The following is an 18,581-nucleotide window of genomic DNA, read 5'->3' on the forward strand; positions in this document are numbered from 1 at the left end:
ATCCCTGCCCTTCTCCCTCCGGGAGAAGGGTTCCCCGCGCTCTATGAGTAGCGTGCGAGCACTTTTCTGACGCCCTCCACCAACTCCTCCATCGGCACCGCGAACTGCGCCTGCGCCTGCCGCTCCTTGTGCTCGGCGGAATCCTTGACCTCGCGCCCGGCGGCGGCTAGCTCCGCGCCCATGATCAGATCCTTGACGATCGCTGTCCCCGCCTCGCGTTCGGACGAGCCCTGGATCACCGCGCAGACCGCATTGCGCCGGTCGGCATACTTCATCTGGGCGTTGAAGCCCGAAGAGCCGAGATAGAGATCGGCGCGCAGCAGCGGTTTTCCGGCGTCGTCGGTCGCCTTGCGCAGCTCGGAGACCATCGCCTGATAGGCAGGCATGTGCTCGGGCGTCTTGTTGTCCATCGCGGTGACGACCACGAGCGGCAGCTCCGCCTTGGAATCGACGATCGGCGACTTCACCGCCTTCAGCGCGGAGTAGAGCCGCGAGACACCGATCGAGAAGCCCGTCGCCGGCACGGGCTCCGGCCGGAAGCGGCCGACCAACCCGTCATAACGCCCGCCGCCCGCGACCGAGCCGAAGCGCACGACCTGGCCGTCCTCGTTGGTCACCGGAAAGGTCAGTTCGACCTCGTAGACCGGGCCGGTGTAGTATTCGAGGCCGCGGACGACGGAGGGGTCGATGCGGATGCGGTCATCTTCATAGCCGCTAGCGTGGAGAAGAGCTTTCATATCGGACAGTTCGACCACGCCTTGTCCGAATGTCATGTTAGCAGTTTTGCTGAAGAGCTCATTCAGAGGAAACCGCTTGTCAGGAGTGAACGCTGCTGCGCCTCCATAGGCTTCTCCACCTCCAGCCTTGCCCTGAATAGCTATGGTGGCATGTATGATTGCAAGAACGAGGTCAGCCTGCTCTTCGCTCAGCCCCGCCCCCTTCGTAAAATCCCCGCTCTCGTCCTTGCGCCCCTCGCCCAGCAGCAGCCGCACGCCCTCCGGACCGAACTTGTCGAGCTTGTCGATCGCCCGCAGCACTGTCAGCCGCCGCCCGGCGTTCTCCTCGCCGCCGAGCCCTATCGCCTCCATCACCCCGTCCAACACCTTGCGATTGTTGACCTTGACGACGTAGTCGCCGCGCCTGATCCCCAGCGCCTCCATCGTGTCGGCCGCGAGCATGCAGATCTCGGCGTCGGCCGCGACCGAGCCCGCGCCGACGATATCGGCGTCGAACTGCATGAACTGCCTGAACCGCCCCGGGCCCGGCTTCTCGTTGCGGAAGACGTAGCCGGCGCGGTAGCTGCGATAGGGCTTCGGCAGCGCATCGAAATTCTCGGCGACGTAGCGGGCGAGCGGCGCGGTCAGGTCGTAGCGCAGCGAGAGCCACTGCTCGTCGTCGTCCTGGAAGGAGAATACGCCCTCGTTCGGCCGGTCCTGATCCGGCAGGAACTTTCCGAGCGCATCGGAGAACTCGACGAACGGCGTTTCCACCGGCTCGAAGCCGTAGCGCGAAAAGCTCTCGCGGATGACGCCGAGCATGCGCTCGGTCGCGGCGACGTCGGCCGGCCCGCGATCGACGAAACCGCGCGGCTGGCGGGCTTTCAGCTTGGTGGGGGTGGACATGGGCGTTTCGTTGACTTGAGACAATGGTTGCGGAGGCGGGTTAGACCGCGCCGGGCCGGCCGGCAAGCGGCGCGCGACGATGCCTGCGCGCAATTGCTCTCAGCGTGGATTTCGATATCCTATGAGATATGCTGCGCTGGGTTTTTGACACGTCGGTGATCGTCTCCGGCCTTCGCAGCAGCAGAGGGGCGAGCTTCGTGTTGCTCGAGGCTATCGCGCGCGGCACGCTTCGTCCGCTGATCACGACAGCATTGCTGCTGGAATACGAGGATGTTCTCAAGCGAGCGTCGCAGGCCGCTATACATGGTTTTGCAGAAGCCGAGATCGACGCCTATCTGCGGCAGTTCGCGCTCCTCTGCGATCCGGTCGAGATCAGGTTTCGTTGGCGTCCGCAACTCCGTGACGCGGCCGACGAACTGGTTCTGGAAGCCGCGATCAACGGGGGCGCTACGGCGATCGTGACGCATAACGTCCGCGATTTCGGTCCAGCGGCGGCGTTCGGGATTGCGACCATCAAGCCTTCGGAGGCCTTGCAGGAGATTTCATGAGCAAAAGCTCCTATCCCCTCAAACTACCCGCTTCGCTCAAGCGCGAGGCGCAGCGCCTCGCCAAGGACGACGGCGTTTCGCTCAATCAGTGGATTTCGATCGCCGTTGCCCAACAGATCACGGCGCAGGAGACGACCGCTGCGTTTTTGCGGCGCTTTGCCGGGGATGCCCGGCCGGAGGAGATGCTGGCGCTGCTCGCCAAGGTCCCTGACGTAGACCCGCTTCCCGACGACGAGCTGCCCGAAAGTCGGCAGCGCCGACAGAAGGTGTCTGACGCAGATGGATGAGAGTTAGCTTTCGATGCCGGAAAGTTGTCTTTCGAGGGAAAGGTCCATGTCGATCCGACTCCGAAGCGCCCTGGTCTGCCTTGCCTTGAGCGTCGCGCTCGCCGCCTGCGGGCCGAGCGAGCCTGACCAGCGCAAGGCCTTCATCGCCTTCCTGCAGACCGAGGTGCTGCCGCGGCCCGGCGCGCGCGTGCCGCGACCGGATGCCGAGAAGCAGAAGACGTTCGGCGACTATGCCGGGCATTATGCCGTGATCACCCGCTTCCACGAGCGCATGAACGCGTCGGTCGCCACGCCGATGCAGCAGGCGATGACGAACGGCGTGCCGCGCTCTATCGAGGAGGTCGTCACCCGCAAGGCCGATCTCGCGGCGGTGCGCGCCGGTTTCAAGACGATGCGGACGGCGCTCGACGAGGCGGCCGCCGCGACCGAGGCCGAGCGCGCCGCGCTGAAGCAGCCCGACGACCTGCACGCCGTCTATGCAAGCGTCTACGACAAGCTGGTCACCCAGCCGGTGACGGCCTTCCGCGAGATCTTCCCGCCGACCGACGAGGCCTTCGGCTCCGTCCTGGCCATGGCGGAGCTGGTCGAGGGCAACCGGGAGGCGATCAAGCTCAATGGCTCGCAGCTCGAGGTCACGAACCCGGCCCTGCGCGCGAAGGTGCAGGCCGCGCTGGAGGGCATGGCGAGCAAGCAGCGCTCGATGACCGAGGCGCAGCAGAAGATGCGCCGGGTGCTCTACGGAAGCTAGCCGCCCGGCCGCGTCGCCCCGTTCGCGTGCGTCATGATCGCGTAGAGCGAGGTCGTGCCGCAGATGAAGAGGCGGTTCAGCTTCGGGCCGCCCCAGCAGACATTGGCGACGATCTCGGGGATCGCGACCTTGCCGATCAGCGCGCCGTCCGGGTGATGGATGTGGACGCCGTCGGCGGCGGAGGTCCAGATCCGCCCCTCCGCATCGAGCCGGAAGCCGTCGAACAGCCCGGCCGTGCAGGTGGCGAAGACGGTCGAGCCGCCCAGCGCCGCGCCCTCTACCGCGCAGGCGCGGATGTGGCGCGGGCCGTGCTCGGGATCGTGGCTCGCGCCGGTGTCGGCGATGTAGAGGATGCTCTCGTCGGGCGAGAAGGCGAGCCCGTTGGGCTTGACGAAGTCGTCGGCGACGACGGTCAGCGCGCCGGTCGCGCCGTCGATGCGGTAGACGTTGCAGCGGCCGATCTCGCCCGCGCTCTTGTCGCCCTCATAGTCGCTGAGAATGCCGTAGTCGGGATCGGTGAACCAGATCGAGCCGTCCGACTTGACCACGACGTCGTTGGGCGAATTCAGGCGCTTGCCCTCGTAGTGGCTCGCCAGCACGGTGATGCGGCCATCGTGCTCGGTGCGCGTCACCCGCCGCCCGCCATGCTCGCAGGTGACGAGCCTTCCCTCGCGGTCGACGGTGTTGCCGTTGGAGTTCCGCGCAGGCTGGCGGAAGACGGCGGTGTGGCCGGAGAGCGCATCGTAGCGCAGCATCCGGTCATTGGGGATGTCGGACCAGACCAGCGTGTTATGCGCCGGAAACCAGGCCGGCCCCTCGGCCCAGCGCGAGCCGGTCCAGAGCCGCTCGACGCGGGCGGAGCCCGGCACGATGCGATGGAAGCGCGGATCGAGGACGCTGACCCCGGTGCCTTCGAGAACGCCGAACATGAATCGCGATCAGGCCGCCCCACGTCGCCTCGACGACCGAATGTCGACGGTGGTCTTCTCGGGACGACCGAGTGCCTCACGCACCCGCGGGTCCTCCAGCAGACGCCGAGTCGTCGCCTCGATGCGCTCCTTGGGGGTCAGCATCAGATGCTCGCGCAGCGCAGGGTCCTCAAGCGATGAGCGCGTCTTCGCCGAATTCATGTTCTTCGCTCCACCCACCCGATGCCGCAACCAAAATGGCGATACACTTTCGTCACGACGTAGCCGTGCTTCTGCAAGGCAGCCAATAAGCGATCATACTTTCGCAACGCACGTTCAGGCAAATCCGCCCGGCAGGTCGTGAAGGTCAACACGTTTGGCGCGGCCTCGGCCACCAACAACGCAACAAGCTGGCATATGGCGTCGAGGATCGCGGCTCGATCACGCGCCAATGGAACAATCCGTTGGGTTTCAAGACCGTCAAAAAGCGCTGTTCGACGTTCCCATCCCACAGCGACAAAGCGAAGACCAGCTCGAACTCTCCCGGCCAAGCGCCGGGAAATTGAGACAGCGCAGCAAAGGCATCCAGACTGCCGACGGCGCCTGGCCAAGCGGCACGGTGCAGATCCACTCCCCATCGACAAACTGGGGCTGGCCAGGCGCATGCGGCAAGATCGCGATGGGGCGGCCTTTTCGCTCACAAGGCCAGCCCCTCGTCCCAATACGGCGTCGCGCCATAAAGCTCGGCCAGATAATCGACGAACACCCGGACCTTCTGCTCCATGTGCCTCCGGCTGGGATAGACCGCGTGAACCGCGACACGCTTGCCGACCGAGTACTCCGGCAGCACCCGCAGCAGCGCGCCTGATTTCAGCTCCGGTCCGACATCCCAGGTCGAGCGCAGCGCGATGCCGACGCCGGCCAGCAGCGCCTCGCGCACGACCTCGCTCGAATTGGTGCGCAGCGGGCCGCTCACCCGCACGTTGACCGGCCCGCCCGGCCCGTCGAGCCGCCACTGGTCGGCGTTGTGGGCGATCAGGGTGTGGCGCGACAGCGCTTCGATCGTCTCGGGCGCGCCGTGCGCGGAGAGATAACCGGGCGTCGCGCAGAGCACGCGGTGGTTCGGGGCGAGCCGCTTGGCGACGAGCGAGGAATCCTGCAGATCGGCGATGCGGACCGCGAGGTCGAAGCCCTCGCCGATGATGTCGACGAACGCGTCAGTCAGGATCAGGTCGACGCTGACCAGCGGGTTGGCGTCGAGGAAGGGCTTGAGATGCGGAGCGATGTGCATGCGCCCGAACGAGGTCGGCGCGGAGACCCTGAGCGTGCCGCGCGCCTGGCCGGCTCCGCTCGCGACCCAGGCCTCGGCATCCTCGATCGAGGACAGGATCGAGACGACGCGCTCGTAGAAGCCCTGCCCCGCCTCGGTCAGCGAGAGCTGGCGCGTCGTGCGCTGGAGCAGGCGCACGCCGAGCCGCTCCTCGAGCCGCCGGATGCGCTTGGAGATCACCGCCGGCGACAGCTTGAGCTGCCGGCCGGCCGCCGACATGCTTTTGGCCGTCACCACATGGGCGAAGACGTCGAGATCGCCGAACCTGTCCATGCGCCACGCTACCTCCGCGCGATCTTTTCCGAAATGGAAATAATCATGGACGTCGGTCGCACTGCAAGGTGGTTGGAATTGGTCTAGGGTCTGGACGAGTGGAGAATAACGCATGTCCGCCATCGCATTCCCCGCGCCCGACCAGAGCATCCTCGCCCGCCGCGACGCCATCGTCGCGGGGCTCGCACAACTCGTCGCGCCCGAGGCTTTGATCACAAGCGCGGACGAGCGCCGGCCTTATGAAACGGACGCTCTGACCGCCTATCGCCGGCTGCCGCTCGCCGTGGTGCTGCCCTCGACGACGCAGGAGGTCGCGGCGGTGCTGAAATATTGCAGCGCGCAGGGCGTGCCGGTGGTCCCGCGCGGGGCCGGCACCTCGCTCTGCGGCGGCGCGATTCCGCAGGAGGACGCGGTCGTGATCGGCGTCTCCAAGATGAACCGCATCCTCGAGATCGACTACGCCAACCGGATCGCCAAGGTGCAGGCCGGCGTCACCAACCTCGCCGTCACCGGCGCGGTCTCGGAACAAGGCTTCTTCTACGCGCCAGACCCGTCCTCGCAGCTCGCCTGCTCGATCGGCGGCAATATCGGCATGAACTCCGGCGGGGCGCATTGCCTGAAATACGGCGTCACCACCAACAACGTGCTCGGCGTCACGCTCGTCATGCTCGACGGCGCGATCTGCGAGATCGGCGGCGGCCATCTCGACGCGCCCGGCTACGACCTGCTCGGTCTCGTCGTGGGCTCGGAAGGCCAGCTCGGCATCGTCACGGAAGCGACGGTGCGCATCCTGCGTTCGGCCGAGGGGGCGCGCCCCGTCCTGTTCGGCTTTCCGACCAGCGAGCAGGCCGGCGCGGCCGTAGCGGCGATCATCGGGGCGGGCATCATCCCGGTCGCGATGGAGTTCATGGACAAGCCTGCGATCGAGATCTGCGAGGCCTTCGCCAAGGCCGGCTATCCGATGGATGTCGAGGCCCTCTTGATCATCGAGGTCGAGGGCTCGGACGCGGAGATGGACGCGCAGCTTTCCCGCATCGTCGCGATCGCCCGGGAGCACGGCGTCAAGACGGTGAAGGAAAGCCAGTCGGCGATGGAATCGGCCGCGATCTGGAAGGGCCGGAAGTCGGCTTTCGGCGCCACCGGGCGCATCGCCGACTATATCTGCATGGACGGCACCATCCCGACCGGGCAGTTGCCGCATGTGCTGCGGCGCATGGACGAGATCGTGAAGGGCTACGGCTTGCGCGTCGCCAACGTCTTCCATGCCGGCGACGGCAACCTCCATCCGCTGATCCTCTACAACTGCAACGACCCGGTCGAGGCGCGGAAGGCCGAGGCTGCCGGCATGGACATCCTCAGGCTCTGCGTCGAGGTGGGGGGATGCCTCACCGGCGAGCACGGCGTCGGCATCGAGAAGCGCGATTTGATGACGTTCCAGTTCAACGAGGCCGACCTGCGCCAGCAGATGCGGGTGCGCGCGGTGTTCGACGGGCAGTGGCTGCTGAACCCGGCAAAAGTGTTTCCGCTGGAAGGGCGGGTGGCGGCGTGACCCTGCACACCCCCTCCTCCGAGGCCGACGCCCGCGCCTTCGTCGCCTCCGCCATCGCCGCCCGCACGCCGCTCGCCATCGTCGGCGGCGGCACGCGGGCCGGGCTCGGGCGGCCGACGCAGACCGAGGCCACGCTCTCCAGCGCCGGCCTGAGCGGCATCACGCTCTACGAGCCGGCCGAGATGGTGATCGGCGCGCGGGCGGGAACGCCGCTGTCGCACATCCAGAAGACGCTCGCCGATCGCGGACAGATGCTGCCCTTCGAGCCGATGGACCATCGCGCGCTCTACGGCACGAGCGGCGAGCCGACGATCGGCGCGGTCGCGGCCGGCAACATCTCCGGCCCGCGCCGGATCAATGCCGGGGCGGCGCGCGATTCCCTGATCGGCATCCGCCTCGTCAACGGGAAGGCCGAGGCGATCAAGTCCGGCGGGCGCGTGATGAAGAACGTCACCGGGCTCGACCTGGTCAAGCTCGTCAGCGGCAGTTCCGGCACGCTCGGCTTCCTGACCGAGGTGACCTTCCGCGTTCTGCCGATGCCGGAGCGCGTCGTCACGCTCGCCTGGCGCGGCCTGTCGGACGAGGCCGGCGTGGCGCTGCTCTCGGCGGCGCTCGGCTCGCCCTTCGAGCCCTTCGCGGCGGCGCATCTGCCGGCCGGCATCGGCGCGGAGCAGGCCCGCACGCTGCTGCGGCTGGAGAATTTTTGCGACTCGATCGACTATCGCAAGGCCGAGCTCGCCTCCCTGCTGGGCGCGCATGGCCAGCCGGAGCTGATCGAGGGCGAAGCGTCGACGGCGCTCTGGGAGCGGATACGGGACGCGCGCTTCTTCGCCGAAACGGACGAGGCGGTCTGGCGGCTTTCGCTTGCGCCGGGCGACGGGCCGAAGGCGACGGCCGCGCTGGCCGGCGTCCTGCCCGGCGCGCGCCGGTTCTACGACTGGGGCGGCGGGCTGGTCTGGCTCGGCGTGCCGCCGGAGGGCGACGCGGGCGCGAGCGCGATCCGCGCGGCGATCAGGCCGCGCGGCGGTCACGCGACGCTGGTGCGCGCGCCGGACGCGATCCGCGCCAGCGTGCCGGTGTTCGAGCCGCTCGGCGAGCCGCTGATGCGGGTGACGGCCGGCATCAAGGCGAGCTTCGATCCGGCCGGGGTGTTCGAGCCCGGGCGGATGTATGCGGGGGTCTGACCGCCTCCATCGTCATGGTCGGGCTTGTCCCGACCATCCACGTCTTCTTTCAGCCGCGTCGCAAGACGTGGATGCTCGGCACAAGTCCGGGCATGACGGCGAGTGATCATGCAGACCAACTTCACCCCGGACCATCTCGCCTCCGACCCGCGCCTGCCGGCGTCGGAGAAGATCCTGCGGACCTGCGTGCATTGCGGCTTCTGCACCGCGACCTGTCCGACCTATCTGCTGCTCGGCGACGAACTCGATTCGCCGCGCGGGCGCATCTACCTGATCAAGGACATGCTCGAGAACGGCAAGCCGGCCACGCCTGAGGTGGTCAGGCATGTCGACCGCTGCCTCTCCTGCCTGTCCTGCATGACGACCTGCCCCTCGGGCGTGCACTACATGCACCTCGTTGACCATGCCCGCGCCCATATCGAGGAGACCTACACCCGCTCCTGGCACGACAGGGCGCTGCGGCGCGTGTTGGCGGCCGTGCTGCCCTATCCGGAGCGCTTCCGGCTCGCCATGACGGCCGCGCGGCTTGGAAAACCCTTCGCCGGCCTGCTCGGCGGCCTGCCTGTGGTCGGCGCGCGGCTGAAGGCGATGCTGGAGCTTGCTCCGCCGAGCCTGCCGACGCGCTCGACCATGGAAGGCCCGCGGAGCTTCGCCGCGGCCGGCCCGCGCCTCAAGCGCGTCGCCATGCTGTCGGGCTGCGCCCAGCCCGTGCTCGATCCCCGCATCAACGAGGCGGCGATCCGGCTGCTGACCCGCCATGGCGTCGAGGTCGTCTTGCCGAAGGGCGAAGGCTGCTGCGGCGCGCTCGTTCACCATATGGGCCAGGAGCACGATGCGCTCGCCTTCGCCCGCCGCGACATCGACGCCTGGACGGCCGAGACCGAGGGCGCGGGACTGGACGCGATCGTGATCACGGCCTCGGGCTGCGGCACCACGATCAAGGATTACGGCTTCATGTTCCGCAACGAGCCGGCCTATGCGGAAAAGGCGGCGCGTGTTTCGGCGCTGGCCAGGGACGTGACCGAGGTGCTGGAGACGCTGGACATCGCGCCGACGCGCGACGTCGCGATGCCGATCGCCTATCACTCGGCCTGCTCGATGCAGCATGGCCAGCAGCTGAAGGACGGCCCCAGGCGCCTGCTCTCGGCAGCCGGCTTCCGGGTCAGGGAGGCGGCCGAGAGCCATATCTGCTGCGGCTCGGCCGGCGTCTACAACATCCTCCAGCCGGAAATCGCCGGCCAGCTCCGCGCCCGCAAGGTCGGCCATATCGAGCGGACGAAGCCGAGGCTGGTCGCGACCGGCAATATCGGCTGCATGACCCAGCTGGCGAAGGGCTTTTCCGACAAGGGCGCGACCACGCCGGTCGTCCACACCGTCGAACTGCTCGACTGGGCGACCGGCGGGCCGCTGCCGGCGAAGCTCGCCGAGGCGGGCTTCACCGAAGGCGGGCCGCCTCCCGCCGCGAAGCCGCTGCCGAGCGCCTGAGCCGGCGAAGGCTCACTCCTTCGGCGTCTCCGCCTTCAGCCGCGCCACGATCAGCGGCATCGCCAGTCCGATCGCGAAGAAGCGCGCGAGATGGTGCGCGCCGACATAGAGCGGATCGAGACCCATCGAGAAGGCGAGCATCGCCATCGCCTCCAGCCCGCCCGGCGCGAAGGCCGCCATCGCGGAGGCGTAGGGCACGCCGGCCGCCAGCGCCGCCGGCCAGGCGAAGGCCAGCGCCACCGCCATCGAGACGAAGAAGCCGCCGATCGCGAGCGGAAACAGCATCATCAGCTCGCCGCGCTTCACATTGGAGACGCGCCCGCCCATCACCGCGCCGAGCATGACGAGCGCGACCGTCTGGATGTCCATCGGCAGCACGCCCTCGACCCAGCCTCCGCCATGCAGCACCGCGCTGGCGAGCGTCGCGCCGAGGATGAGCGGCGCGGTGACGCCGAGCCGCTCGAAGAACAGGCCGCAGACGAGCGCCGCCGCCATCAGCACGATCAGCCCGCCGAGATCGACGACATGCGCCGGCGGCGGCAGGCCGAGGCCGCCGCCCGCGCTCGCCTGCATGACGCTCGGCAGAAGCGCGACCAGGACGAGGATGCGGAAAAGCTGGACGGCGGCGATCTTGCCGATGTTCGCGCCCTTGGCCTGCGCCACGGCGATCACCGCCGAGAGCGCGCCCGGCGCCGCCGCCAGCAGCGAGTCGATCCAGGACCAGCGCGCGACGTAGCGGAGATAGGCCCCGGTCGCGAGCATGATCGCGGCAAGGCCGACGAACATGATCGCCAGCGAGCCGGGATAGCGCGAGGCGGCCGACAGCGCCTCCGGCGTCGCGGCCGAGCCGATCAGGACGCCGGAGACCAGCATCGTCGCGTCGAACCAGGGCTGGCGCAGGATCGGCAGCGGCCGGAAGACGCCGACGACCGCGACCGTCAGCATCGCGCCGGACAGCCAGGCCGCCGGCACGCCGAGCAAGGCGAACGCGCCGCCGCCCGCCGCCGCAAGCGCGATGACGGCGGCTTCGCCGGCCCAGATCTTCAATCGTCGGGAAGGGTACCGCGCCGGATTCATGGCTCGCTGGATCGCCTGCGCGGAGAGGTCCGCGCCGAGGCGTTCAATGCCCGCCCGCGACGGCCGGCGCAAACCGCCTGCGCGCAGGGCAGACCCGCTTGCGCGGCGTCGCGCGCCGGGTCAGGGCGAGAGCGCCCGCTGCAGCCGCGTCACCACCTCATGCAGATCGGACGCCTGGCGCGCGAAGCACAGGCGCAGGCCCGTCTCGCCGCCCGGCCCGAAGGCTGTGCCCGGAGCCAGGCCGACATTGGCGTCGTCGACCAGCTCGATCGCGAGCGCGCGCGAATCCTCGCGGCCGTCGACCGAGAAGAACTGGTAGAACGCCCCGTCCGGCGCGGCCAGCGAGACGCGATTGGTGGCTTTCAGCCCCTCCGCGATGATCCTGCGGCCCTCGGCGGCACGCGCGATCTGCTCGATCACGAAGGGCTCGCCCTCCTCGAGCGCGGCGACGGCGGCGCGCTGGACGAAGACCGGCGAGCCCGAGGTCGAGTACTGGATCAGGTTCTCGATGATCTGGCCGAAGGCGGCGGGCGCCTCGATCCAGCCGATGCGCCAGCCGGTCATGGCCCAGTTCTTTGAGAAGGTCTGGACGAAGAGGATGCGGTCCTCGGGATCCATAACATCGTGGAAGGAGGCGGCGCGGGGCTTTCCGTCATAGACGAAGCGGCCGTAGATCTCGTCGGCGACGATCCAGAGGCCGTGTTTGCGGGCGAGCGCCAGCAGCCCGGTCAGCTCGGTCTTCGTCGCGGTCCAGCCGGTCGGGTTCGCCGGGGAGTTGATGACGATCGCCCGGCTCCTCGGCGTGATCGCGGCCTCGAGCTTTTCGAGATCGAGCGAGAAGCGGCCCTGCGCCAGATCCATCGGCACGCACACGGCCTTCGCGCCGGCGATGCCGATCGCGGCGGCGAAGTTCGGCCAGGCCGGCGTCGGGATGACGAGTTCGTCGCCGGGACCCGCGATCAGCCTGACCGCGATCTGGACCGACTGCATGCCGGAGCCGGTGACGAAGAAGCGGTCGGACGGGAGCGGCTGGCCGTAGAGCGTCGTATGATAGCGCGCCAGCGCCTCGCGCAGCTCGGGAACGCCGCGCTGCCAGGTGTAGAACGTCTCGCCGTCGGCCAGCGACCTGTTCGCGGCGCGGACGATGAAGTCGGGCGTCGGCAGATCGCCCTCGCCGACCCAGAGCGGGATCAGACCGGGCTTGAGCCGGCCGTGATTGACGACCTCGACGATGCCGCTTTCGGGCGCGTTGCGCGCCTCGGGCCGCAGATCCGGGATCAGCCTCGCGCCGGGCAGGGTCGTCGTGGTCATGCGCTCGTCCTCGCGAAACTCATGCCGGGCTTCTAGCCGATCCAGGCTGCCGCCGGCATGAAATCGCGAGATCGGGTCGATCGTTCGCGGTGATGAATCGGCCTTGGCCTCGCTCCAGTTCAATTCATTTGAACAGTTGTGAGTGGGTTCCGATTGCGACGAACGTGATCACCTCGTCCGAACCCCGGGCATCGACCCTGTGATCAGGAGAAAATCGCCGCCGATATGGCATTCCCTATGGCCAGCCCATTCGCCCTTCAAAGGATGATCGAGCCATTCCGCCGATAACGGGGCGTCGTTGGCGATCAACGCCATCATCACCTCTTTCGCGTGAACCATATCGTAGCGGCCAGACCGCGACAGAGTGGTCCATTCGCCATGAAAGCGCTTTGTGTAACGCGCTTCGCGCGGCAGCGTCGCTCGCTTGCTACTCGCCGGCTTTGTCAAGCGCATCGAACAGAGCCGCAGCGGTCTTGTAGGTCGGGGCGTTCGAACGCACCATCTCGTCCGCATCGGCCATTGCAGCGCGGGTCTCAGCGTTCGGTACGCGGATGTCGAAAGGGATCTCCTTCTCCGCAGCGACGCGTCGCAGAAAAATCTTCACCGCCGCAGAAACGGTGAGTCCCATCGCGGCAAGTGCCTCGCTCGCCTGTTCCTTGACCTCTTCATCCACCCGGACATGGACCATGGTCGTCGTGGCCATCGGCTGACCTCCTTTGATCGACGTGAGATACATTGTATCTCACGTCGACGACGTCAAGCCTCGTCTTGATGGTAAGCTCAGACCGTCTTCTGCTTCAGCAGATCGCGGATTTCGCCGAGCAGGACGACGTCCTCGGGCGTCTTGGCCGGCGCGGGCGCCGTCTCTTCCTTCCGCTTGAGCCGGTTGATCCCTTGAACCACGAGGAACAGGACGAAGGCGATGATCAGGAAGTTCAGCGCCACGGTGACGAAATTGCCATAGGCCAGCACGGCGCCCTGCTTCTTGGCGTCGACCAGCACGGGCGATGTCACGGCGCGGTTGAGACCGATGAAATAGTTCGAGAAGTCGACGCCGCCGAGCGCGCCGATGAACGGCATGATGATGTCGCTGACGAGCGAATCGACGATCTTGCCGAACGCCGCGCCGATGATCACGCCGATCGCCAGGTCGACGACATTGCCCCTGAGGGCGAATTTCTTGAACTCATCGAGCATTTTTAGGCCCTTTCCTGACGATGCCAGCTAGTATGAGACGAAAGGCTAGCGGCTTTGCGGCGCGGTTAGAAGCCCCCGGTTCCGACTGTCCCCAAAGCGCTCTGGCGGGCCGGCAACGCGCCGGATAGGCTCTGCCGGCCGCACGCTCATCGGAGACACGTCCGCAGCATGATCCCTGCCTGGTCCGTGATCCTGGTGGCCTTGGCCTATCTGTGCGGGCTGTTCGCGGTCGCGCACATGGCCGACACCTCGGGCCGCCGGATGATGATGGCGGGGCGCGCCCGCACCACGATCTACGCGCTGGCGCTCGGGGTCTACTGCACCTCCTGGACCTTCTACGGCTCGGTCGGCTTCGCCAGCCGGGCCGGCTTCGACTTCCTCGGAATCTATGTCGGGCCGATCCTGGTGATCGGTTTCGGGCACCGCTTCGTCGCCCGCATCGTCACCATCGCCAAGTCGCAGAACATCACCTCGATCGCCGATTTCGTCGGCGCGCGCTACGGCAAGAGCGAGCGCGTCGCGGCCTTGGTCTGCCTCGTCGCTGTGATCGGCGCCCTGCCCTATATCGCGCTGCAGCTGAAGGCGCTCGCCAACTCGCTCTCGGTCTTCCTGACCGCCACCGGCGGCCAGGCGCTGACGCCGGACGTGCCGGTGCTGAGCGACCTCGCCTTCCTCGTCGCGATGGTGCTGGCGGGCTTCGCCTGCGCCTTCGGCACCCGCCATATCGACGCGACCGAGCATCAGGACGGGCTCGTGCTGGCGATCGCGGTCGAATCGCTGATCAAGCTCGTCGCCTTCCTCGTGCTCGGCGTCTTCGTCGTCTACGGGCTGTTCGACGGCGCCGGCGACCTACTCGCCAAGGCCGCGAACCCGCCGAGCGGCGCCCCGCCGATCTGGGAGCGGACCTCGAACTGGCCGACCTTCCTGACGCTGACGCTGCTCTCCTCCTGCGCCGCGCTGCTGCTGGCGCGTCAGTTCCACATGACGATCGTCGAGAACCGCGACGCGCGCGATGTCCGCCGCGCCGCCTGGATGTTCCCGCTCTACCTGATCCTGATCAACCTGTTCGTGCTGCCTCTGGCGATGGCCGGCGAACTGCTGCTGCCGGGACCGGGCGTCGACCGCGACATGACCGTGCTGCTGCTGCCGCTGGAGCGCCAGGCCGGCCTGCTCGCGCTCTTCGTCTTCGTCGGCGGCCTGTCGGCGGCGACCGCGATGGTGATCGTCGCCTCGGTCGCGCTCGCGATCATGATCTCGAACCATCTCGTCATGCCGCTGCTGCTGCGCGGCCGGCGCGGCCTGACCGATCCGAACCGCGCCTCGCCGCCCGACTCCGACAACGGCACCAGCGGCGGCGATCTCGGCTCGCAGGTGGTGATCATCCGGCGGGTCGCGATCCTGGTCGTGATCCTGCTCGGCTATGCCTATTACCGGGCGGCGGGCGAGGCGGCGCTGGTCTCGATCGGCCTGCTCTCCTTCGCGGCGACGGCGCAGATCGCGCCGGCCTTCTTCGGCGGCCTGCTCTGGCGACGCGGCACGGCGCTCGGCGCGGCCGCGGGCCTGAGCATCGGCATCGCGGTCTGGGCCTATACGCTGCTGCTGCCGAGCCTGGTCCATGCCGGCAGCCAGTGGGCGAGCCTGGTTTCGCTCGGCCCGCTCGGGATCGCCGCGCTCAGGCCGGAGGCGTTGTTCGGGGTCGACCTGCTGCCGCTGCCGCATGGCGTATTCTGGAGCCTCAGCCTGAACGTGCTGGCCTATGTCAGCTTCTCGCTGCTGCGCCCGGCCACGGCGATGGAGCGGCTGCAAGCCAACGCCTTCGTCGAGTCCGGAACCGCCACCATGGCGCAGTCCTTCTCGCTCTGGCGCTCCAGCGTCACCGAGGCCGAGCTGCAGTCGACGATCGGGCGCTATCTCGGCCAGGAACGGACGCAGCGCGCCTTCGAGAGCTTCGCCAGCGGGCGCGGCGAGGCGCACAACGTCAACCGCGAGGCGGATATCCATCTGCTGCGCTTCGGCGAGCACCTGCTCTCCTCGGCGATCGGCGCGGCCTCCTCGCGACTGGTGCTGTCGCTCCTGCTGCGCCGGCGCAACCTCTCGACCGAGGCCGCCTTCAAGCTGCTCGACGACGCCTCGGCCGCGCTGCAATACAACCGCGACATCCTCCAGCACGGGCTCGACCATGCCGGCCAGGGCATCACCGTGCTCGACCGGGATCTGCGCCTGCTCGCCTGGAACCAGGCCTTCATCCAGCTCTACGACCTGCCGCCCTCGCTGGTGCGCTTCGGCACCGGGCTCGACGAGGTCGTGCGCTACAATGCGGCGCGCGGGGCCTATGGCGACGGCCAGCTCGACGAGCTGATGGCGGCCCGGCTGGAGAGCTTCGTGCGCGACCGCGAGCCGGTGCGCCTCAAGCTCTATCCGTCGAAGAAGGTGATCGAGATCCGCTCCAACCCGCTGCCCGATGGCGGCCTCGTCACGACCTACACCGACATCACCGAGGCCGTCGCGGCGCAGGAGGAGCTGGAACGCACCAACGAGACGCTGGAGGGCCGCGTCGTCGAACGCACCGAGGAGATCCTGCGCGTCAACACCGAACTCCAGCGGGCCAAGGCCGCCGCCGACGACGCCAACGCCTCGAAGACGCGCTTCCTCGCCGCCGCCAGCCACGATATCCTGCAGCCGCTCAATGCGGCGCGGCTCTACGCCACCTCGCTGGTCGAGCGAGACCGGAGCAGCGGCCAGCCCGACCTCGCCGAGAACATCGACGCCTCCCTCGACGCGGTCGAGGAGATCCTGACCGCGCTCCTGGAAATCTCGCGGCTCGACGGCGGCGCATTGAAGCCCGAGCTGACCGCCTTCCGCCTCGACGAACTGCTGCGCCAGCTCCAGCGCGAGTTCGAGCCGAGCGCCCAGGAAAAAGGCCTCAAGCTCGTCTTCATGCCGAGCAGCATCGCGCTCCGCTCCGACCGCCGCCTGATCCGCCGGCTGCTGCAGAACCTGATTTCGAACGCGATCAAGTACACGCCGAGCGGCAAGGTGCTGGTCGGCTGCCGGCGGCGCGGCGCGCAGGTCTCGGTCGAGGTGCTGGATACAGGCCTCGGCATTCCGCCCAGCAAGCAGAAGACCGTGTTCCGCGAGTTCCAGCGCCTCGACCAGGGCGCCAAGGTCGCGCGCGGGCTGGGTCTCGGCCTGTCGATCGTCCAGCGCATCGCGCAGGCGCTCGACCACAGGCTGACGCTCGATTCCGTACCGGGACGCGGCACGCGCTTCGCGATCCTGGCCCCGCGCGCAGCCCCGCTGCCGGCGATGGCGACGAGCGCGGCGCCGCGCCAGTCGCCAGCCGGCCAGTTGGCGGGCCTGCGCCTGCTCGTCATCGACAACGAGCCGACGATCCTCGACGGCATGCGCCGCCTGCTCGAGGGCTGGGGCTGCCAGGTCTCGACCGCGGCCGGGCTCGACGAGGCGCTGGCGGCCATGAAGCCGCGAAACGAACCCGATGTCGTGATCGCCGATTATCATCTCGACCACGGCAACGGCCTGACCGCGATCAGCGCGCTGCGCGAGCGGACCAGCAGGCGGGCGCCGGCGATCCTGCTGACGGCCGACCGCTCGCCGCAGGTGCGCGAGGCGGCGGCCGCGCTCGACGTGCATCTCCTCAACAAGCCGCTCAAGCCCGGCGCGCTCCGCGCCCTGCTGGCTCAGTGGCGCGCGACGCGGCTGGCGGCGGAGTAGCGCCTCAGCCGGCCGAGGCCCCGGCCGCGCGCAACGCCTCTTCCGCTGCCAGGAAGGCCGCGATTTCGGGCGCGGGTTCGGGGCTCGCAGCGGTGATACCGATCTCGGCCATCAGCCGCGCGACCGGGACATAGCCCCTCGCCGCCTTGTCGTAGAGCGCGGCGCGCACCAATGCGACCGCCGACACGATCTCGGCTCCGTCGCGGCCCCTCGTCAGGACGCGGTGTTGCATCACCAGCCAGTTCTCGCTCCAGCACAGGATCGTGGTCTCCAGCCGGAGCGGCCGAAACAGCCTGACCTCGCGCCGGAAGCGGATCGTGCCGGCATTGACCACCGGAACCCAGCGATGCCGCAGCACGGCGCGCCACAGGCCCATGCGCAGCATCAGGTCGGTGCGGCCCAGATCCATCAGCGTCCAGTAGCGCCCGTTGTTCATGTGCAGGCTGGTGTCGAGGTCGTGCGGCCAGACCCGGAAAGGCAGCACGGACGCCTCAAACGGCGGCTTGAGGCGCGGCCGGAAGGCCGTGGTCAGCAGGAGCCAGAGCAGGCGGAGCCAGAGATTCATCGCGGTGTCATGTCCGGAAGCGTGGCGTGTCGGAGCGGGTTCTAGCCGGAAGCGCGGCCCTGTCGATATCCTTGTCATCGCGGCCCGCTTGGCCGCATGTCCGGACGGCATCGATTCGACAGGACGATCTCCATGCCCACCCTGCACGTCTCGTCGCTTGCCAGGCTGCACGATACGGTCGCGGCGGTGCGGGCGAGCCATCTCGTCACGCTGATCAACGTCGCGACCAGGGTCGAGCGGCCGGCAAGCATCATCGAGAGCCGGCATCTCTTCCTCGGCATGTCCGACATCGCCGCCCCGATGGACGGCCATGTCGTCCCGGCGGAAGAGCATGTCGAGCGCTTCCTGCGCTTCGTGCGCGGCTGGGACCGCGCGGCTCCGATGGTGATCCATTGCTGGGCCGGGATCAGCCGGTCGACGGCCGCCGCCTACGTCGCCGCCTGCGCGCTGGCGCCGACGCGCGACGAGGACGAGATCGCCGGCGCCTTGCGCACCGCGTCGCCCTCCGCGACGCCCAATCCGAGGCTGATCGCGCTGGCCGATGCGAGCCTTGGCCGCGACGGCCGGATGAGCCGCGCCATCGCCCGCATCGGGCGTGGCGCGGACGTCTTCGAGGGCGCGCCGTTCCGGCTCGATCTGGCCTGACAAGACCGGGATTGCGCGCAGCATCGTGCGGACTTTTGCCGGCGCCGCGTCGATTTCGGCGTTTGCTGTCCAAATCGGTGCAGAAAATTGCTTGCCTTCGGCAATCTTTGCGACGAAGCA

19 protein-coding genes are annotated in these 18,581 nt (G+C 68.3%); 8 read left to right on the forward strand and 11 right to left on the reverse strand.

The features are described 5' to 3' along the window. Positions 1-41 precede the first annotated feature (41 nt). Positions 42-1,622 (reverse strand): histidine--tRNA ligase, encoded by a 1,581-nt coding sequence (hisS, locus tag AC1RRW_RS07675; protein ID WP_492900056.1) that lies wholly within the window; start codon positions 1,620-1,622, stop codon positions 42-44. 128 nt (positions 1,623-1,750) lie between these two features. Between hisS and AC1RRW_RS07680 the strand changes: the two genes are divergently transcribed. From AC1RRW_RS07680 to AC1RRW_RS07690, 3 genes are read left to right on the forward strand one after another with little or no spacing between them, the layout of a single operon-like run. Beyond that, positions 1,751-2,170: a PIN domain-containing protein gene (locus tag AC1RRW_RS07680; protein ID WP_492900057.1), complete on the forward strand. Its 420-nt coding sequence runs from the start codon at positions 1,751-1,753 to the stop codon at positions 2,168-2,170. Continuing rightward, a complete protein-coding gene (locus tag AC1RRW_RS07685; protein WP_492900058.1) occupies positions 2,167-2,457 on the forward strand; it encodes a pilus assembly protein HicB in 291 nt (96 codons plus the stop codon). Before AC1RRW_RS07680 ends, AC1RRW_RS07685 begins: the two co-directional genes overlap by 4 nt. A 46-nt stretch (positions 2,458-2,503) precedes the next feature. After that, complete coding sequence (locus AC1RRW_RS07690; RefSeq protein WP_492900060.1) at positions 2,504-3,205, forward strand: DUF3053 family protein; 702 nt, start codon at positions 2,504-2,506, stop codon at positions 3,203-3,205. Here AC1RRW_RS07690 and AC1RRW_RS07695 read toward each other — a convergent pair. The 4 genes from AC1RRW_RS07695 to AC1RRW_RS07710 form a co-directional block, all read right to left on the reverse strand. Beyond that, on the reverse strand, positions 3,202-4,134 hold the full coding sequence (locus AC1RRW_RS07695) for an SMP-30/gluconolactonase/LRE family protein (protein WP_492900061.1): 933 nt from the start codon (positions 4,132-4,134) through the stop codon (positions 3,202-3,204). The two genes, AC1RRW_RS07690 and AC1RRW_RS07695, sit on opposite strands and share 4 nt — an antisense overlap. A 9-nt stretch (positions 4,135-4,143) precedes the next feature. Continuing rightward, positions 4,144-4,335 carry a hypothetical protein gene (locus tag AC1RRW_RS07700; RefSeq protein ID WP_492900062.1) on the reverse strand — a complete coding sequence of 64 codons (192 nt, stop codon included), beginning with the start codon at positions 4,333-4,335 and terminating at the stop codon, positions 4,144-4,146. After that, positions 4,332-4,565, reverse strand: coding sequence for a hypothetical protein (locus tag AC1RRW_RS07705; protein ID WP_492900063.1), 234 nt, complete (start codon positions 4,563-4,565; stop codon positions 4,332-4,334). Before AC1RRW_RS07705 ends, AC1RRW_RS07700 begins: the two co-directional genes overlap by 4 nt. Positions 4,566-4,810: 245 nt before the next feature. Beyond that, positions 4,811-5,716, reverse strand: coding sequence for a LysR family transcriptional regulator (locus tag AC1RRW_RS07710; RefSeq protein WP_492900064.1), 906 nt, complete (start codon positions 5,714-5,716; stop codon positions 4,811-4,813). A 112-nt stretch (positions 5,717-5,828) separates the two neighbouring features. Between AC1RRW_RS07710 and AC1RRW_RS07715 the strand changes: the two genes are divergently transcribed. The 3 genes from AC1RRW_RS07715 to glcF all read left to right on the forward strand — a co-directional run bounded on the left by AC1RRW_RS07715 (position 5,829) and on the right by glcF (position 9,934). Next, positions 5,829-7,265, forward strand: a complete 1,437-nt coding sequence (locus AC1RRW_RS07715; RefSeq protein WP_492900065.1) for an FAD-binding oxidoreductase — start codon at positions 5,829-5,831, stop codon at positions 7,263-7,265. Continuing rightward, complete coding sequence (locus AC1RRW_RS07720) at positions 7,262-8,449, forward strand: FAD-binding protein (protein ID WP_492900066.1); 1,188 nt, start codon at positions 7,262-7,264, stop codon at positions 8,447-8,449. The genes AC1RRW_RS07715 and AC1RRW_RS07720 overlap by 4 nt, the downstream gene beginning before the upstream one ends. Before the next feature lie 108 nt (positions 8,450-8,557). Then, positions 8,558-9,934 (forward strand): glycolate oxidase subunit GlcF, encoded by a 1,377-nt coding sequence (glcF, locus tag AC1RRW_RS07725; protein WP_492900067.1) that lies wholly within the window; start codon positions 8,558-8,560, stop codon positions 9,932-9,934. A 12-nt stretch (positions 9,935-9,946) separates the two neighbouring features. On the opposite strand, the gene AC1RRW_RS07730 is transcribed toward glcF, so the two are convergent. The 5 genes from AC1RRW_RS07730 to mscL all read right to left on the reverse strand — a co-directional run bounded on the left by AC1RRW_RS07730 (position 9,947) and on the right by mscL (position 13,519). Beyond that, a complete protein-coding gene (locus tag AC1RRW_RS07730) occupies positions 9,947-11,011 on the reverse strand; it encodes an AbrB family transcriptional regulator (protein ID WP_492900068.1) in 1,065 nt (354 codons plus the stop codon). A 120-nt stretch (positions 11,012-11,131) separates the two neighbouring features. Further along, positions 11,132-12,322: a pyridoxal phosphate-dependent aminotransferase gene (locus AC1RRW_RS07735; RefSeq protein ID WP_492900069.1), complete on the reverse strand. Its 1,191-nt coding sequence runs from the start codon at positions 12,320-12,322 to the stop codon at positions 11,132-11,134. A 168-nt stretch (positions 12,323-12,490) separates the two neighbouring features. Then, the gene (locus AC1RRW_RS07740; RefSeq protein ID WP_492900070.1) at positions 12,491-12,835 is read right to left on the reverse strand and encodes a type II toxin-antitoxin system YafQ family toxin; all 345 of its coding nucleotides are present in this window, start codon (positions 12,833-12,835) and stop codon (positions 12,491-12,493) included. Further along, entirely contained in the window at positions 12,750-13,025 is a 276-nt protein-coding gene (locus tag AC1RRW_RS07745) for a type II toxin-antitoxin system RelB/DinJ family antitoxin (RefSeq protein ID WP_492900071.1), read from the reverse strand. Before AC1RRW_RS07745 ends, AC1RRW_RS07740 begins: the two co-directional genes overlap by 86 nt. A 77-nt stretch (positions 13,026-13,102) precedes the next feature. Further along, positions 13,103-13,519, reverse strand: a complete 417-nt coding sequence (gene mscL / locus AC1RRW_RS07750) for a large conductance mechanosensitive channel protein MscL (RefSeq protein ID WP_492900073.1) — start codon at positions 13,517-13,519, stop codon at positions 13,103-13,105. A 168-nt stretch (positions 13,520-13,687) separates the two neighbouring features. Here mscL and AC1RRW_RS07755 point away from each other — a divergent pair, with 168 nt between their 5' ends. Further along, complete coding sequence (locus tag AC1RRW_RS07755; protein WP_492900074.1) at positions 13,688-17,251, forward strand: hybrid sensor histidine kinase/response regulator; 3,564 nt, start codon at positions 13,688-13,690, stop codon at positions 17,249-17,251. 4 nt (positions 17,252-17,255) lie between these two features. Here the strand turns inward: AC1RRW_RS07755 and AC1RRW_RS07760 are convergent, their stop codons facing one another. Next, positions 17,256-17,816 carry an acyl-CoA thioesterase gene (locus AC1RRW_RS07760; RefSeq protein ID WP_492900075.1) on the reverse strand — a complete coding sequence of 187 codons (561 nt, stop codon included), beginning with the start codon at positions 17,814-17,816 and terminating at the stop codon, positions 17,256-17,258. Between the two features lie 132 nt (positions 17,817-17,948). On the opposite strand from AC1RRW_RS07760, the gene AC1RRW_RS07765 reads away from it, so the two are divergent. Then, positions 17,949-18,461, forward strand: a complete 513-nt coding sequence (locus tag AC1RRW_RS07765; RefSeq protein ID WP_492900077.1) for a tyrosine phosphatase family protein — start codon at positions 17,949-17,951, stop codon at positions 18,459-18,461. Positions 18,462-18,581: the final 120 nt, after the last annotated feature.

The organism is Allobosea sp. GW821-FHT12C12 (assembly GCF_058807355.1).

Bases quoted from the DNA above. Each gene is read 5' to 3' on its own strand.
- AC1RRW_RS07710 (WP_492900064.1), bottom strand. From the start codon at position 5,716: ATGGACAGGTTCGGCGATCTCGACGTCTTCGCCCATGTGGTGACGGCC.
- AC1RRW_RS07730 (WP_492900068.1), bottom strand. From the start codon at position 11,011: ATGAATCCGGCGCGGTACCCTTCCCGACGATTGAAGATCTGGGCCGGC.
- AC1RRW_RS07740 (WP_492900070.1), bottom strand. From the start codon at position 12,835: ATGCGGACGAGATGGTGCGTTCGAACGCCCCGACCTACAAGACCGCTG.
- mscL (WP_492900073.1), bottom strand. From the start codon at position 13,519: ATGCTCGATGAGTTCAAGAAATTCGCCCTCAGGGGCAATGTCGTCGAC.
- AC1RRW_RS07765 (WP_492900077.1), top strand. From the start codon at position 17,949: ATGCCCACCCTGCACGTCTCGTCGCTTGCCAGGCTGCACGATACGGTC.
- AC1RRW_RS07760 (WP_492900075.1), bottom strand. From the start codon at position 17,816: ATGAATCTCTGGCTCCGCCTGCTCTGGCTCCTGCTGACCACGGCCTTC.
- AC1RRW_RS07680 (WP_492900057.1), top strand. From the start codon at position 1,751: ATGCTGCGCTGGGTTTTTGACACGTCGGTGATCGTCTCCGGCCTTCGC.
- AC1RRW_RS07715 (WP_492900065.1), top strand. From the start codon at position 5,829: ATGTCCGCCATCGCATTCCCCGCGCCCGACCAGAGCATCCTCGCCCGC.
- AC1RRW_RS07700 (WP_492900062.1), bottom strand. From the start codon at position 4,335: ATGAATTCGGCGAAGACGCGCTCATCGCTTGAGGACCCTGCGCTGCGC.
- AC1RRW_RS07685 (WP_492900058.1), top strand. From the start codon at position 2,167: ATGAGCAAAAGCTCCTATCCCCTCAAACTACCCGCTTCGCTCAAGCGC.
- AC1RRW_RS07690 (WP_492900060.1), top strand. From the start codon at position 2,504: ATGTCGATCCGACTCCGAAGCGCCCTGGTCTGCCTTGCCTTGAGCGTC.
- glcF (WP_492900067.1), top strand. From the start codon at position 8,558: ATGCAGACCAACTTCACCCCGGACCATCTCGCCTCCGACCCGCGCCTG.
- hisS (WP_492900056.1), bottom strand. From the start codon at position 1,622: ATGTCCACCCCCACCAAGCTGAAAGCCCGCCAGCCGCGCGGTTTCGTC.
- AC1RRW_RS07735 (WP_492900069.1), bottom strand. From the start codon at position 12,322: ATGACCACGACGACCCTGCCCGGCGCGAGGCTGATCCCGGATCTGCGG.
- AC1RRW_RS07755 (WP_492900074.1), top strand. From the start codon at position 13,688: ATGATCCCTGCCTGGTCCGTGATCCTGGTGGCCTTGGCCTATCTGTGC.
- AC1RRW_RS07745 (WP_492900071.1), bottom strand. From the start codon at position 13,025: ATGGCCACGACGACCATGGTCCATGTCCGGGTGGATGAAGAGGTCAAG.
- AC1RRW_RS07695 (WP_492900061.1), bottom strand. From the start codon at position 4,134: ATGTTCGGCGTTCTCGAAGGCACCGGGGTCAGCGTCCTCGATCCGCGC.